Source organism: Lachnoclostridium sp. An181 (assembly GCF_002160325.1).
Taxonomy (GTDB): domain Bacteria; phylum Bacillota; class Clostridia; order Lachnospirales; family Lachnospiraceae; genus An181.
Genome location: NZ_NFKJ01000017.1, coordinates 1 through 16526, shown reverse-complemented (window position 1 = coordinate 16526; position 16526 = coordinate 1). Strand labels below are relative to the sequence as shown.

The 16526-nt window shown below is 43.6% G+C and carries 12 protein-coding genes; all 12 read left to right on the top strand.

Features of this window, described 5'->3' with window-relative positions; all coding sequences use genetic code 11:
- Positions 1–75: 75 nt before the first annotated feature.
- Positions 76–4776: a discoidin domain-containing protein gene (locus B5F18_RS10360; RefSeq protein ID WP_087157589.1), complete on the top strand. Its 4701-nt coding sequence runs from the start codon at positions 76–78 to the stop codon at positions 4774–4776.
- A 155-nt stretch (positions 4777–4931) separates the two neighbouring features.
- Positions 4932–5606: a response regulator transcription factor gene (locus tag B5F18_RS10355; RefSeq protein WP_087157588.1), complete on the top strand. Its 675-nt coding sequence runs from the start codon at positions 4932–4934 to the stop codon at positions 5604–5606.
- A complete protein-coding gene (locus B5F18_RS10350) occupies positions 5603–6976 on the top strand; it encodes a sensor histidine kinase (protein ID WP_242955849.1) in 1374 nt (457 codons plus the stop codon). The genes B5F18_RS10355 and B5F18_RS10350 overlap by 4 nt, the downstream gene beginning before the upstream one ends.
- Positions 6977–7076: 100 nt before the next feature.
- Positions 7077–7703 carry a PepSY domain-containing protein gene (locus B5F18_RS10345; RefSeq protein ID WP_162607580.1) on the top strand — a complete coding sequence of 209 codons (627 nt, stop codon included), beginning with the start codon at positions 7077–7079 and terminating at the stop codon, positions 7701–7703.
- 19 nt (positions 7704–7722) lie between these two features.
- Complete coding sequence (locus B5F18_RS10340) at positions 7723–8073, top strand: arsenate reductase family protein (protein WP_087157586.1); 351 nt, start codon at positions 7723–7725, stop codon at positions 8071–8073.
- A 177-nt stretch (positions 8074–8250) separates the two neighbouring features.
- Positions 8251–9027, top strand: a complete 777-nt coding sequence (locus B5F18_RS10335) for an ABC transporter ATP-binding protein (protein ID WP_087157585.1) — start codon at positions 8251–8253, stop codon at positions 9025–9027.
- On the top strand, positions 9024–10664 hold the full coding sequence (locus B5F18_RS10330; protein WP_087157584.1) for an ABC transporter permease subunit: 1641 nt from the start codon (positions 9024–9026) through the stop codon (positions 10662–10664). The genes B5F18_RS10335 and B5F18_RS10330 overlap by 4 nt, the downstream gene beginning before the upstream one ends.
- 1 nt (position 10665) lies before the next feature.
- Positions 10666–11682, top strand: coding sequence for an extracellular solute-binding protein (locus B5F18_RS10325; RefSeq protein WP_087157583.1), 1017 nt, complete (start codon positions 10666–10668; stop codon positions 11680–11682).
- A gap of 19 nt (positions 11683–11701) precedes the next feature.
- On the top strand, positions 11702–12793 hold the full coding sequence (locus tag B5F18_RS12760; RefSeq protein ID WP_242955848.1) for a 2-aminoethylphosphonate--pyruvate transaminase: 1092 nt from the start codon (positions 11702–11704) through the stop codon (positions 12791–12793).
- A gap of 3 nt (positions 12794–12796) precedes the next feature.
- The gene (phnX, locus tag B5F18_RS12755; protein WP_242955847.1) at positions 12797–13582 is read left to right on the top strand and encodes a phosphonoacetaldehyde hydrolase; all 786 of its coding nucleotides are present in this window, start codon (positions 12797–12799) and stop codon (positions 13580–13582) included.
- A gap of 301 nt (positions 13583–13883) precedes the next feature.
- Positions 13884–14537, top strand: a complete 654-nt coding sequence (locus B5F18_RS10315; RefSeq protein ID WP_087157582.1) for an HAD family hydrolase — start codon at positions 13884–13886, stop codon at positions 14535–14537.
- A gap of 260 nt (positions 14538–14797) precedes the next feature.
- Positions 14798–16526, top strand: a 1729-nt coding sequence (locus B5F18_RS10310; RefSeq protein WP_242955846.1) for an MSCRAMM family protein, incomplete at its 3' end; no start/stop codon positions are given.

The window sequence follows — 16526 nt, the reverse complement described above, 5'->3', positions numbered from 1 at the left end:
AATATTATAGAAATAGGGGTTCTTTTTCAAACCAGATTGTGGTAAGATGACAATGTGTAAAGGAGGACAAGCATTATGAAAAACAAAAAATTAAAAAAAGGAGTGGTATCCGTAGTAGCAGCCTCCATGCTTGTTACATCCGTGATGCCGTTCCAGGCAAGCGCTCGTGAGCTGGCTGCAAGAGATTTGACCTACACTGTGAACCATGCACTTGGCGGAACAGCTACGGTGAATGATGCAGAGACAGATTACTGGGGTGCGGACAAGGCGATTGACGGTATCGTGAACCGCGATGCGGAGAAACCGGAACAGTCCAGATGGTCCACAAACCAGGACACAAACCAGGGCGAAAAAGTGCTCACTGTTGACCTTAACGAGAGCAAGACATTTGACAGTTTTGTAATTGAATGGGAACGCACGAACATTACATCCTTTAAGATCCAGGTATCGGAAGATGGAAGTGAGTACAGCACGGTTTATACCAAACCGGATAAAGAAGAGATTTCGTCTTTGACCACCAGAATTGAGCTTGAAAAACCTGCAACAGGAAGATTCGTAAAATTGGTAGTTGACGGCTATACACCGGGAGACCTGAACTGGCAGTCTGTCTCACTCTACGAATTTGAAATCCTCCAGGAAAAGACAGAGGCCAACCTAGCACTTGACGCAACTGCGACAGCCAACGGCTATGAATCAGGTACTGCGTTTACTGCTGACAAGGCAAATGACGGAAAAGGTTCAGAGGATGATACGAAATCCAGGTGGGCAAGTGATGTGGGCAAAGGTCAGAAATGGCTGCAGCTGGAGTTCGACGAAGAGACCAAGATAGGAACTGTTGTGCTTGAATGGGAGAGAAGAAATGCAACAGATTACAAAATCCAGGTTTCCAATGATGGACAGGAGTGGAAAGATGTAAAATCATTTACAGCTGCTCCGGCAGAAAAGACACAGACCATTGCGTTTGATCAGGTGGAAACTGCAAAATATGTAAGACTGTATGTCAATGCATTTGATTCCACTTCAGAAGGTGTGACATGGGATACGGTATCTGTATATGAGTTTGAAGCTTATCCGGATGTGATAGATATTGAGGAAAATCAGTCCTTAAGCGAAATTGCATCCACGCTTGAGGTTCCGCAGGTACAGAAAGGGCAGGATAAGTTTGTGATGCCTGAAGTTCCGGCTGGAGTTGAGATCGAATTCGTCGGTGCAGACTATGAGCAGATTATTGACAGAGATTTGACCATTTATCAGCCATTGGTAGATACCACAGTGGAAGTAAACTTCAGACTGAAAAGAGGAGAAGAGACTCTTGAGACTTCTGCATTCCAGGTAACTGTTCCGGGAAAGATCACGGAAAACACTGGAAATGAAAAACCGGTTGTTGTACCGGAACTTGCTGAGTGGGCAGGCGCAGAAGGAAATTTTGAGACAAGCGATGCCTCCAGGATTGTGATCAACGAGACATACAAAGATGATCTTTCCTACATGGCTCAAGAGTTCAAAAAGGACTACAAAGATGTGACAGGAAAAGACATTGAAATTGTATACGGTGCAGAAAGCGATGCAAAAGCACATGATTTTTACTTTACACTTGGAAGCGAAGACGCTGGCCTGAAAGAAGAAGGATATTATATGGAAGTGGGCGATGTCTTAAAGACAGAAGCTGTGGACAAGCAGGGCGCTTACTGGGCAACTCGTTCCATCCTTCAGGTATTGAGCCAGACAGGCAACACCATTGCAAAAGGTGAAGTGAGAGACTATCCAAAATACGAACTGAGAGGTTTCATGCTGGACGTTGCGAGAAAACCAATTTCCAGAGAGACATTGAATTCCATCTTAAAAGAGATGACATGGTATAAGATGAATGACTTCCAGGTTCACTTAAATGATAACTACATCTTCCTTGAAGACTATCAGAATGCCGGAGAGGATGAGATGCTTGCATATTCTGGATTCCGTCTGGAGTCAGATATCAAAGAAGGCGGCAACGGCGGCCTTAACAAAGCAGATATGACAAGCAAGGATCTGTTCTATACAAAGGATGAGTTCCGTTCCTGGATTCAGGAGGCAAGAAAGAAAGGCGTTGATATTGTTCCGGAATTCGATACACCGGCGCATTCCCTTGCACTTACAAAGGTTCGCCCGGATCTGAAATTTGGTGAGAATGGCCGCGAGACAGACCATTTGAATCTGTACAGTAAATACGATGAATCCCTTGAATTTGTACAGTCCATCTGGGATGAGTACTTAAATGGAGAGAATCCGGTATTTGATGAAAATACAATCGTAAATGTAGGTACAGACGAATACGATGGTACATATGCAGAACAGTTCAGAAAATTCACGGATGATATGTTGAAATATGTGCAGGATTCCGGACGTACAGTTCGTCTGTGGGGAAGTCTCTCTATGCGTAAAGGAGAAACTCCGGTTCGCAGCGATAATGTTCAGATGAACATCTGGAACACTGGATGGGCAAATCCAATTGAGATGTACAACGACGGCTATGATCTGATCAATATGGTGGACGGTACACTCTACATGGTTCCGGCAGCCGGATATTACTATGATTACCTGAATACACAGAATCTTTACAATACCTGGGAGCCAAACAACATGGGAGGTTCCGTTGTTCCGGCAGGTTCCGAGCAGATGCTGGGAAGTGCTTATGCTATCTGGAACGACAGCGTGGACAAACGTTCCAACGGTATTTCCGAGGCAGACATTTACGACAGATTTGCAGATGCAGCTCCGACAATGGCAAGCAAGCTGTGGGGAGACGGCGAAGACCTTACCTTCCAGGAGATGGAGGCAGCAGTAGAAGAAATCGGAGAAGCTCCGACAAACAATCCATACGCTGTGGAAGATGCGGACAGCAACAATGAATACATGGACTACTCTTTTGAGGAAGGAAAAGAGTTCAAAGACAGCTCTGAAAATGGAAGAGATTTAGCAGAAGGCAAAGGCGCAACCATTGAAAATGGAGAGTTGAAACTGAATGGAGAAGAAAGTTATGTAAGCACGCCAATTGATAAACTTGGCAGTGGAAATATGCTCTCTTTTGATATCACGTTGACAGAAGAGGCGCAGCCAGGCCAGATTCTTTTTGAGACAGATGCAGAATATGATTCACATGATATCCGCATCATGGAAGATGGCACACTTGGATTTACAAGAGAGAACTATGACTACTCCTTTGGATACAAACTTCCGGTCAATGAAAAAGTTCACCTTGTGATCGCAACAGAAGGAACAAAGACAACACTTTACGTGGATGGTGACGCTTATAGTGCAGTAGGCTCCTATACAGATGCCGGCATGAAGAAAGCGGACAATATCTCCATTTCCACACTCAGGCTGCCGATCGAGAGAATTGGTTCCAAAGAAAATGCAGTGCATGCAGTGATCGACAATGTATCTGTTACTAAGGGTAAATATGTAGATCCTACAATGATCGATTCTTCTACATTTACTGTGACAACAGATAATCAGCAGCCGGGTGGAGAAATTACCAACGCATTTGATGGGGATGAGTCCACATTCTGGCATTCACAGTGGAGTCCGTATAAAGGGCTTCCGGCAGAGATCGTGATCGATATGAATGATACAATCTCCATTGATAAGTTCAGTTATCTTCCAAGACAGGATGGCAGCAAAAATGGTCAGATCACAAAATATGATCTGTTTGTCAGCCAGACAGGCGAAGACGGAGACTGGACACAGATTATTGCTGATGGCACATGGGAAGCTAATGCAAATTTGAAGACTGTAAAATTTGATCCGGTTGAGGCAAGATTTGTAAAATTTATTGCAAAAGATGGAACCGGAGATAAAAATGGTACGCATGGATGTGCTGCTGAATTCAATCTTTACAGAAACGAGGCGGATCAGCCGGAAGAACCAACAGAAGAAGTTTCCACAGCAGTTCTTGAGTATGCACTTTCTCTTACAGAGAACGTAAGTACAGAGGGTGTAGTGGAATCTGTAGTGGAAAGATACAATGCAGCGCTTGAAAATGCAAAAGACATTCTGAAGAGAGTGCAGGATGGTGATACGACTGTAACTCAGGAAATGGTCGACAATGCATGGAAAGAGCTCATCAGTGCAATGCAGTATCTGTCCTTCAAACAGGGAGACAAGACAGACCTTGCGAAAGTGATCGCGCTTGCAGAAGAGATGAATAACAACATTGATTCCTATCTGGATGATGGAAAAGAAGCGTTTGTGACAGCACTTGAGGCTGCAAAAGCAGTGCAGGCAGACGGCGATGCAATGCAGGAAGAAGTCAACACAGCATGGAAAGAACTTCTCACAGCTATGGCAGGACTTCAGAAGATTCCGGACAAGACCGCTCTGGAAGAACTTTTGAATAAGGCGGAAGGACTGAATGAGGCTGATTACGAGACAGCAAGTTTTGCGGCATTCAGAACAGCATTTGCAGATGCAAAAGCAGTTTATGAAGATGAGCAGGCTACAGCAGAAGAAGTAAACGCAGCAGCCGAAACGCTTGAGGGAGCAATCGCAAAACTGACACCTGCAAAAGGCACAGACGGAAGTACAGTGGCAAATGCAGGAAGTTCAACGACAAGCTCTGACGATAAGGGCACATCTGCAGACAAGAAAGATACAAATACAGCCAATACATCAAACGCAGCAAAAGGAACAACAACAAAATCTGCTAAGACAGGAGACGAGGCAAATGCAGCGTTACCGGCAGCAGCAGGAATCCTTGCAGCAGTAGCAGCAGCGTTTGTATGGAAAAAAAGAAGATAATCGGAGACGATAATCAAAAGAACTAAAAAGAGCACATGGGGCGCAGTTATTTGTTCCCATGTGCTCCTTTTTGTTTTCATTTTGTTTTCATCTTTCGTCATTATAATGATGTGGTACAATACAAATAGCAGGGAAAACATTCGGAGGTGATGGAAATGAGGATATTGATTGCGGAAGATGAAAAGGATTTAAACAAGATTATCAAAAATAGACTGGAAAAAGAAGGATACACGGTGGATGCCTGTTTTGACGGGGAGGAGGCGGCGGATTATCTTGAATTAACGGAGTACGATGCAGCAATTCTCGATATCATGATGCCGAAAAAATCAGGACTTGAAGTATTAAAAGAAATCAGGAAGAAAGGGGAAAAACTTCCAGTTTTGTTTTTGACAGCAAAGGACAGTATTGAGGACAGGGTGGAAGGACTGGATACCGGGGCTGATGATTACCTTGTGAAACCGTTTGCCTTTGAGGAGCTGCTTGCCAGAATCCGTGTGATGACAAGGAAACAGATGAAACAGAAGACAAATAAATATGAGATTGCGGATTTAAAGGTATATCTGGATTCACATCAGGTATTTAGAGGCGATAAGGAGATTGTGTTGTCAAACAAAGAATTTTCTATTTTAAGGTATTTGATTTTAAACCAGGGCATCGTACTTGGCAGAGATAAGATCGAGCAGCATATCTGGAACTATGACTATGCAGGAGGTTCTAATGTCATTGATGTATATATCCGGTATTTGAGAAAGAAAATTGACGACGGATTTGAGCCAAAACTGATTCACACTGTCCGGGGCGCGGGGTATGTGCTGAGGGTGCAGAAATGAAAAGAAGTAAAATGAAAATTTCGGTAAAATGGAAACTGACGCTTTTGTATACTTTCTTTATGACTTTGCTTGCCTGTGTTATCATAGCGATCCTCCTCTCCCTGAGCAATGAAACGATTTTGGCATCCATCCAGACAGAGCTGAAAGAAAGTGTGGAAAATGCATTTCAGGATATCGGGTGGGATGACGGAGGGCTGGATATAGACAATGACATTATGGAAGTGGAACAAGGTATCTATCTTTCCGTGTACAATGAAAATTCAGAAATCATTTACGGAAAAATCCCCCACGGTTTCATGGACATACCGCCAATGCAGGAAGGACAGTTAAGGACTCTGCAGGATTCGGGTACAAGGTGGTATGTTTATGACAGCAGCGCTGAAATAGAGGGATATGGGAAATTGTATGTCCGGGGAATTGTGTCAGTGACAAGGGCAGAGGAGAGCATTACGATTTTTCTGCGCTTTACATTGATCTTGCTTCCGCTCATGGTTCTTTTGACCGCGTTTATTGGATATAGATTTACAAAAAGAGTGATGAGACCAGTGTATGCAGCAGCAAGGACAGCTGAAGAGATTTACGAAAGTGGGGATTTGAGCAAACGTATTCCGGAGGGAAGGGGAAATGATGAGCTGCACAAACTTATTCAATGTCTCAATCAGATGCTGGAATGGCTGGAAGAAACGTTTGCAAGGGAAAAACAGTTTACTTCGGATGTCTCACATGAGCTTCGCACGCCGGTGGCAGTCATACTTTCCCAGTGTGAAAATCTTTTGGACGAGGAGGAGATGCCCAAAAAGTTCAGAGAAGATGTAGAAGTCATAAAAAGAAAAGCTGCGGCCATGTCCAGGATGATCTCACAGCTTTTGATGCTCTCCAGGGCGGACCAAAACCGGCTGGAACTGAACAGGGAACTTGTGGATTTGAGTATGCTGGCGGAAATTGTAGCAGAAGATCAGCAGGAGATTGCGGACAAGAAAAGCATTATCATTTATACAAAAGTTGAACCAGAGCTCACGGGGTATGCGGATGAAACGATGCTGATACGGCTTTTTGTGAACTTACTTGGCAATGCAGTGCGCTATGGCGTGGAAGGAGGGATAGTGGAATTTGCTCTATGGAGAGAAGGGGAGCGGATCTGCGGTTCTGTAAAAGACAATGGAATCGGTATTTCAAGAGAAGCCCTTCCTCATATATGGGAGAGGTTTTATCAGGAAGACCCAACAAGAAATCGCCCGGATGAATCCGGTGCAGGGCTTGGTCTTCCGATGGTGAAATGGATTGTCCAGATGCACGGAGGAGAAATTTGGGCAGAAAGTGAAAAAGGAAAGGGAAGTACCTTTGGTTTTTGGTTTCCGCAAAAAAAATAAAAAAGTAAAAAGATTTAATGTTATTTTCATCTTTCCTGTATATACTGACCTCAAGATAAAGAATACAAACATAGGTACAGATAAGATGGAGGATGATTTTATGAGAAATAAGAAAATGGTATTAGCGGCAATTGCAGCAGGATTGATGATTTTAGCGGCAGGATGCGGAGACAAGGAAAGTTACACGGAGTATGACAACACAAAGACAGAAGGAACAAAGATGTCAGGGAATGCAGGTACAAAGCAAGGATCCGGCCAAAACACATCCGGCGAGATCACGGAGCAAGAGGCTAAGAAGATCGCTTTGGAAAACGCAAAAGTTGCGGAAAATGATGTGACGGCCATCCAGGTAAAAAAAGAAATTGACGACGGGATTTCTTTATATAATGTTGAATTCTATGCGGGGACAAAAGAGTATGATTACGAAATCAGTGCAGCGGACGGCAGCATTTTAAGTGCGGATTTCGATGTGGAAAATGATTTTAACAATGGGGGAAATACAGCCAACACATCCGGCACCAGAATTTCCGAGGCAGATGCAAAGAAAGCAGTTTTGGAGAGAGCAAAGGGAGCAAAGGAGGAAAATATCCGCATGAACCTTGAGGTTGATGACGGAATGCAGGTATACGAAGGCAGTGTTGTATCCGGAGAGACAAAATATGAGTTTGAGATGAATGCAGAAAACGGCGAGTTTATCAGCTGGGAGCAGGAGTCTATTTACGATTAGAAAAGGAGGAGTTGTCAGAATGACAATGTTTATTGAATACCCAAAATGCAGTACTTGCAAAAAGGCAAAAAAATGGCTGGAAGAGAGAGAAGTATCTTTTGTGGACAGGCATATTGTGGAGGAAAATCCGACAAAGGAAGAGCTTAGAGAGTGGCATCAAAAGAGCGGACTTCCGTTGAAAAGGTTTTTTAATACAAGCGGTCTGAAGTACAAAGAACTGAAATTAAAGGATAAACTTCCTGCCATGAGTGAGGAAGAGCAGTATGAGCTCTTATCTACAGACGGAATGCTCGTGAAAAGACCGATTTTGATCACGGAAAAAGGTATTATCACAGGGTTTAAAGAAAATGAGTGGGAGACATTGATTTAATAGATATTTCACATAAAAAGTGAAAAAAAGGGAAAATGCGGATTGTAAACGAGTGATTGTTTACAATCCGCGTTTTTTATTTACGATGATTTAACTTTGATATAACAGCAATGCGATAGAAAGGAGCGGGTGTTGGACGGTAAAATAAAAATGCGAAGAGCGAAAGGAGAAAAAACAATGTTAGAGTTACAGCACATTAAAAAATCATATGACGGCGTAACGATTTTACAGAATATTGATCTGGAAATCCAGGACGGAGAGATTGTATCCATATTGGGACCGTCCGGATGTGGAAAAACGACATTATTAAACTTGATTTTGGGGATTACAGATGTGGATGAAGGACATATCTTTTTTGACGAGGAAGATATCACAGCAGTTCCAATGGAAAAGAGAGGATTTAACATCGTATTTCAGGATTATGCTCTTTTCCCGAATTTGAATGTATACCAGAATATTACATACGGACTTAGAAATAAGCCGGATATCTCCACAAAAGAGGAGGTAGATGAGTTGATTCGGTTATTGGGGCTGGAAGAACATTTAAAGAAAAAGATCGAACAGCTTTCCGGGGGACAGAAACAGAGAGTGGCTTTGGCCAGAACAATGGTAATGAAACCAAAGATTCTTCTTTTGGATGAGCCTTTGAGTGCTTTGGACGGAGTTATCAAGGAGTCTATCAAAGAAAAGATCAAACAGATTGCAAGGGATTATCACTTAACTACGATCATTGTAACGCACGATCCGGAAGAGGCGCTGACATTGTCCGACAAAGTGTTGATCATCAATGAAGGAAAAATCTCACAGTTTGGTACACCGGAGGAAATCATTGCAAAACCAAAAAATAAATTTGTCAAAGACTTTATTTTGAACCAGCTGGAGATAAAGAGAAACAATATTTTCACTTTGTTCCAGAATGACATCCGAAGAAACTTACAGGTGGTCAATGTATGAAACGCAAAGAGAGAGAGATCAAAATTATATATGTGTATGTCCTCTTAGTTTTTGCAGGATTTCTTGCAATTCCGATCATACAGCTACTGCTCCAGTCTTTTAGGGGGGACGGGGCGGTCGGACTGTCCAATTACGTGGAAATCATCAGCGAGAGAGGTTTTTTGCAGGCTCTTGGCAACAGTGTGGTCGTGTCGCTGTCCGCAGCTGTCATTGCAACAGTTCTTGCATTTTTTCTGGCGTACACGATTCACTACACAAATGTAAATAAAAAATTTAAGAAGCTGATACGATTGCTGGCAGTCTTGCCTATGCTGCTCCCAACCATCACTTACGGGTTCGCTATAATTTATTCTTTTGGGAAACAGGGGCTGCTGACAAGACTTTTCGGACGCCAGCTTTTTGAGATATATGGATTCTGGGGACTGCTGTTCGGCTATGTGATCTATACACTTCCGATTTCATTCCTTCTGATTTTTAACACCATGGGCTTTATAGATAAAAAGTTTATGGTAGTCTCCAGGGTCATGGGTGATAAACCGTTTGCAACATTCATGCAGACGGTGATACGCCCTCTTCTTGGAACCTTGGCAGCATCCATGGTACAGTGCTTTTTCTTAAGTTTTACAGATTACGGTATTCCGGCGTCTGTGGGTGGAAAATACGAGGTAGTTGCAACTGTGCTTTACAACGAGATGTTAGGAAGTGTTCCGGACTTTGGCAGAGGCGCGGTTGTCGCGATGATGATGCTGATACCTTCCATCATCAGTATTACGTTGCTGCATTATCTGGAGAAGTACAATGTCCGTTACAATAAAATTTCGGATGTTGAGATCAAAAAAAACTATGCGAGAGATGGGGTATGCTCAGTAGTGTCAGTACTCATTCTGGCTGTAATGCTTTCCATCTTTGCAGTAATCTTTGTGGTACCGCTTGTGGAAGAGTGGCCGTACAGGACAAACTTTACCATGGAGCATGTGGAAGCAGTACTTGAGGATGGCAGCTTGTTTGGAGTATACAAAAACTCATTGTTTGTGGCGGTCTGTACGTCACTTCTCGGACTTGTGACTACATACGGAGCGGCGCTTGCCACGGCAAGAAGCCAGCTCGGACAAAAGTGGAAAGGCGTGATCGAAAGTATTGCGCTCATCACAAACACCATACCAGGTATGGTCATCGGTATTGCGTTCATGCTTGTATTTTCAGGAACTTCTCTTCAAAATACATTCCTTCTTATTATCGTATGTAATGTGGTGCACTTTTTCTCAACCCCTTACCTGATGATGAAGAATACGCTTTCCAAGCTGAATCTTTCCTGGGAGACAACAGCTGCGCTGATGGGAGATTCCTGGGCAAAAACAATCTTCAGGATCGTGACACCGAATATGATACCGACCATTTTGGAAGTATTCAGTTATTATTTTGTAAACGCGATGGTGACAGTAAGTGCGGTGATCTTTATCGCAGGAGCGAGGACCATGGTGATCACGACAAAAATCAAAGAACTTCAGTACTATACAAAGTTTAACGAAGTGTTTGTTCTGTCATTACTCATCCTGGTGACCAACCTGATCGTAAAAGGTGTCCTTGGATTTGTAATAAATAGAAAAAGTAAAAAAGCGAAAAAGGAGAAAAAATAAAATGAAGTTTAAAAAAGTATTGGCATTTGTATGTGCAGCTGCAATGATGGTTTCTGCGTTCGGTCTTACCGGATGTGGAAGTAATGGCGGAGGAAACAGCAGTGATGAACAGGTGATCATCTATTCCAATGCAGATGATGAGGCAATTGAGGCTATGAAGAAAACTCTTGACGACAATGGCTATGAAGGAGATTATATTTTCCAGACATTCGGAACATCTGAGCTTGGCGGAAAAGTAATGGCAGAAGGAAAAGATATAGAGGCAGATTTGATCACCTTAAGTACATTTTATGTGGACAGTGCACAGGAAGATCAGAATATGTTCCAGAAACTGGATTTTGACTATAAACTGATCGACGGAGGAGAATCTGATTACTGTGCTCCGATCACTTCCCAGGAGGGAACGATCATTGTGAACACAGAGATGCTAAAAGAGAACAATCTGGATAAACCGACATGTCTGAAAGACTTGACAAAAGAAGAATATAAGGACATGATATCTGTAACAGATATCAAGAGTTCCTCAACAGCTTGGCTTCTGGTTCAGGCTTTGGTGAGTGAATACGGTGAGGATGGAGCAAAGGAAACACTTGCGGGGATTTATAAAAATGCAGGGGATCATATCGAGGATTCCGGTTCTGCGCCGCTTAAAAAAGTACGTGCAGGAGAGGTGGCGATCGGATTCGGACTCCGTCAGCAGGCAGTTGCAGACAAGGCAGATGGACTTCCGGTTGACTATGTGGATCCTACAGAAGGAAACTTCTCTTTGACAGAGTCCATTGCAGTTGTGGATAAAGGCGATGACACAAATCCAAAGGCTCAGGAAATGGCTCAGTGTATCATTGAAAAAGGCAGAGAGGAACTTATGAAGAGTTATCCGAATGCACTGTATGAAGGGGAGACAACAAATTCGGAAAATGCATCACAGTATCCAAAGGTATTCCCGGAAAAACTGACTGTAGATCTTTTAAAGAAACATGAGGAAATTTCAGAGGCTGCAAAAGCGGAAATTGAATAGGAAAGAGAAGGAAAGAAACATGAAATACAAATTATTAACACCAGGACCACTGACAACAACAGAAACGGTCAAAGAGCAGATGCTCTTTGACCACTGCACATGGGATGATGACTACAAAAAGATTACACTGGAAATCCGCGACAAACTTCTTGGGCTTGCACATGTAAGTGAGCCGGAGTATACGGTCGTGCTCATGCAGGGAAGCGGAACATTCGGAGTAGAGTCTGTCATCACAAGTGTTGTCGGAGATGAGGATATTCTTTTGATCGCGGCAAACGGAGCGTATGGAGAGCGCATGGTGGATATCGCTGAACATGCGGGCATTTCCTATGTCCTTTATAAAGAGGATTATGATAAAGTTCCGTCCGCAGAAAAAATTGGAGAGATGTTGAGAGAGAATCCAAAGATCACTCACGTGGCAATGGTGCACAGTGAGACAACGTCCGGAATTTTAAATGACATTGAGAGCGTGGCCAACGTAGTAAAAGGAGAAGGAAGAACTTTTATCGTAGATGCAATGTCAAGTTTCGGCGGTGTGGACATTGAGGTTGGCAAACTGGGAATTGACTTTATTGTAAGCAGTGCGAACAAATGCATTCAAGGTGTGCCAGGATTTTCCTTCATTATCTGTAACAGTCAGAAACTTAAGGAGAGCAAAGGAAAAGCAAGAAGTCTTTCTCTTGATCTTTACGATCAGTGGCTGACAATGCAAAAAGACGGAAAGTGGAGATTCACTTCACCGACGCATGTGGTGCTGGCGTTTGCGCAGGCGCTCAAAGAGCTGGAGCAAGAAGGCGGAATCCCTGCCAGAGCAAAGCGTTATGAGGAGAACAATAAGCTTTTGATCGAGAAAATGGGTGAACTTGGAATCCGTCCGTATATTGGAGGAGAGTTTCAGGGACCGATCATTACGACTTTCTACTATCCGGAGCATCATGCTTTTTCTTTCCCTGAGATGTACGAGTATATCAAAGAGAGAGGGTATGCGATCTACCCTGGAAAAGTGACAGATGCCGACACTTTCCGTGTGGGAAATATTGGTGAGATTTACAAAGAGGATATTGAAAAATTGTATGAGATAATCAAAACATTTTTAGAGGAGCGCAGGTAAAAGATGAAGATAGAAGGAATTATTTTTGACTGGGCCGGAACAACTGTGGATTTCGGCAGTTTTGCACCCGTACAGGCGTTTATTGAGGCTTTCAAAGAGTTTGGGATCACTCCGACTGTAGAGGAAGTGAGAAAGCCGATGGGAATGCTCAAGATAGATCATATCCGCACCATGCTCTCCATGGAGAGGATCCAGGATCTGTGGGTTGACAGATACGGAAAAATGTGGACAGAAGAGGATGTGCAGAAGGTTTACGAGTGCAGCGAAAATAAGATCATGGAAATCCTTAAAGACTTCACGGATCTGAAACCTTATGTAAAAGAGACAGTGGATGAATTAAGAGCTATGGGATTAAAAATCGGTTCTACCACAGGATATACGGATGAGATGATGTCTGTTGTTGTGCCTGCTGCAAAAGAAAAAGGATATGATCCTGATTTTTGGTGCAGTCCGGATTCCACGGGAAAAAGAGGACGCCCATATCCTTATATGATTTTCAAAAACATGGAGGCTCTTGGGCTTTTGGATGTGAGAAAGGTCATCAAGGCCGGGGATACGGTGGCAGATATCAAAGAAGGAAAAAATGCGGGAATGATTTCTGTCGGCATTGTGGAGGGAAGTTCCGTGATGGGGCTGTCACAAAAAGAGTACGAAAGAATGAGTGATGCCGAGAAAGAGGCTGCTTTTGCAAAAGCGGAAAAAGTGTACCTGGATGCAGGCGCAGACTATGTGGTGCGCGATGTCAGAGGTATCTTAAATATTGTCAGAGAAAAGGAAAGTTGTAAATAATGAAAACAAAGAAAACGCTGTTCATCACAGGAAATGTGAGGACAGTGTTTTTTATTCTATAGGAAAGTCCTTCGGACTGTCCTATAGAATAAAAAGCCCTCCGGGAGGAATGCACACGCCGCAATGAGGTATGTTACCGCCTTGCGGTATTGTGGCGGCGCGCAAAGTGTTCAAGCCCCTCAAGATTGAGGGAAAGGGGAGTTGATGTGGGCTTGACCACTTTGTTCTTTCGGGAAAAGGAATTGTGGAAAACAAAAACAGATGGTACAATAGGAAATCAAAAGAGGAGGAATATGTTAGTATGAGTGACTGGAACTATGTGTTTTTTGATTTGGACGGAACATTGACAGACCCTAAGACAGGGATTACCCTGTCGGCTGCGTATGCGCTCTCCTCGTTTGGAATCGGGGTGGAAGATACAGAAAGTCTGTGTAAATTCATTGGACCGCCGTTGCGCGATTCCTTCATGGAGTTTTACGGGTTTTCTAAAGAGCAGGCAGATTTGGGGATCCAAAAATTCAGGGAGCGCTATGAGAAGATTGGATGGAAGGAAAATCGGCCATATCCAGGAATAGAAAAGTTGCTCGGAAAACTGAAAAGCGCGGGGAAACGCCTCTTTGTAGCCACTTCCAAACCAGAAGTGATGGCAGAACGTATTTTAGCACATTTTGGTATGGATGGATATTTTGAGCTTATCGCAGGAGCGGATTTGGAGGAGATCCGGGTGAAAAAGGCAGATGTCCTCCGCTATGCCATGGGGCAGTTGGAAGGGATTGTCAAGGAAGAGTCAGTTATGGTTGGAGACAGGATGCATGATATAGCAGGGGCGAAAGAAGTCGGTATCAATGCCATTGGAGTTCTGTATGGATATGGCAGCAGAGAAGAACTTTTGCACGCAGGAGCAGACAATATAGCAGCCTCTGTGCAAGAACTTGAGGAGATGTTGATAAAATAAATAAGAACAGTATCAGGAACGAAAACTTCTGCATATCATAATCTAAAAAGAGATGCAGGAGTTTTTTATGGCATATAAAATCATGTTGGATGCCGGGCATGGCGGATATCAATAGCGCAAGTCAAAGTACATTATTATAGAAAGGCAACTGTTGTACCTATAACAATTAAATATTGAGAGAGGACAAGCCTTTCAGACTGTATAGACGTTCAGAAATGAGCGTCTATTTTTTTGCAAAAATGAAAGGAGACATTAAAGCTATGAAAAAGATATTGAAGCGATTAGCCACAGGCTTTCTTGCCTTTGCGACTATCGTTACCGCTTTTCCGACAACAGCCGTCCATGCTTCCGAGAAGCAATATTGGACAGAAAGTGCAGAGCGTGTCGGTATCGTTGAAAAAGTAATGAATGACGGTTCTATCGGTTCAACGTTCAATGAGGGACACATGACCGTTGAGGGAGAGGACGCTTTCTGCGTGGATATTAACACCAACTTCCGCAACGGCTACAAGACCAGAGCCGACGCAAGCACACGCATGAGCTACGACCAGATTTCAGATGTTGCCCTCTCAATCGAGTATGTTAATCAGTATGTGCAGAGCCACAGCGGATTGAGCAGTCAGTATATCTATCTTTTGAAACAGTGCGTCGTATGGCAGAGATTGAGCGTTCATCTTGGTTGGCAATGCGATAACGTCAGAGCTTCCTATGATGAAATCCCTAAAGCTATACAGGGCGAGGTTTACGCTGGGGCGAAAGCTTTTGCCAGTGAGAACAAGGGACGCTATGAATGTGGCGGTTATATCTACTCTGGCGAGGGACAGGACATTGGACAGTTCTGGGCGAAACTTGCCGTAGGAAATGCCACACTTAAAAAGACTTCCAGTAATGCCAGCATTACCGACGGGAACGGGCTCTACTCTATCGCTGGTGCGACCTATGGTGTCTATTCTGATAAGGACTGTACGAAACAGCTTGCCACCCTTACGACTGATAACAGCGGAAATACTGATACCGTGGAAGTAAAGGCTGGTACAGTCTACATCAAAGAGCTTTTTGCTCCTGCTGGCTATAAGGTAGACAGCACTGTCTATTCCTTAAATGTGGAAGCTGGCAAGACAGCGACACTCAATGTATCAGATACACCAAAGGTCACAGATACCCTTATTGAGCTTTTCAAGATTGACATGGAAACACAGAAAGACGCTCCACAGGGCGACGCTTCCTTAGAGGGTGCGGAGTTCACATGGAAATTCTATGCGGGACACTATACTGCTGACAATCTTCCTAGCGAGCCGACAAAGACATGGGTGACAAAGACAATCGCTGAAAAGGACAGCGACGGCACTATCCATTACGTTTCCCGCCTTTCTGATGAATACAAGGTATCTGGGGACAGCTTCTATACACAGGACGGAAAGAACGTGCTTCCTTTAGGAACGCTGACCGTTGAGGAAACAAAAGCTCCTAATGGCTATCTTCTTGACGGTGCATATATGCAGGCAAACGGTAGCGAGGAACAGATTAAAGGAATGTACCTTACACAGATTACCGAGGACGGCGACCTTGCCGTACTGTCTGGAAGCAATCAGTACCATGTATCAGACAAGGTTATCCGTGGCGGTGTGAAAATCCAGAAAAGAGATTTAGAAACCATCGATACCAAAGGTCAAGGAAGTGCGACCTTGAAAGACGCTGAATTTGAAATCATCTCTCTGAATGACAACGCTGTACTTGTCAAGGGCAAGCTCTACAATAAAGGCGAAGTGGTAAAGACAATCCTTACCGACATTGAGGGCGTGGCTTCTACTTCTGCCGACCTGTTACCTTACGGAAAATACCGTATCGAGGAAAGCAAAGCTCCAGAGGGCTATCTGACGGACGGGGCGAAACCGATTGAATTTGAAATCACAGAGGACGGAAAAATCGTTGACCTTACAGGGACAGACACATCAATCTACAATCAAGTGAAGCGTGGCGACTTAGAGG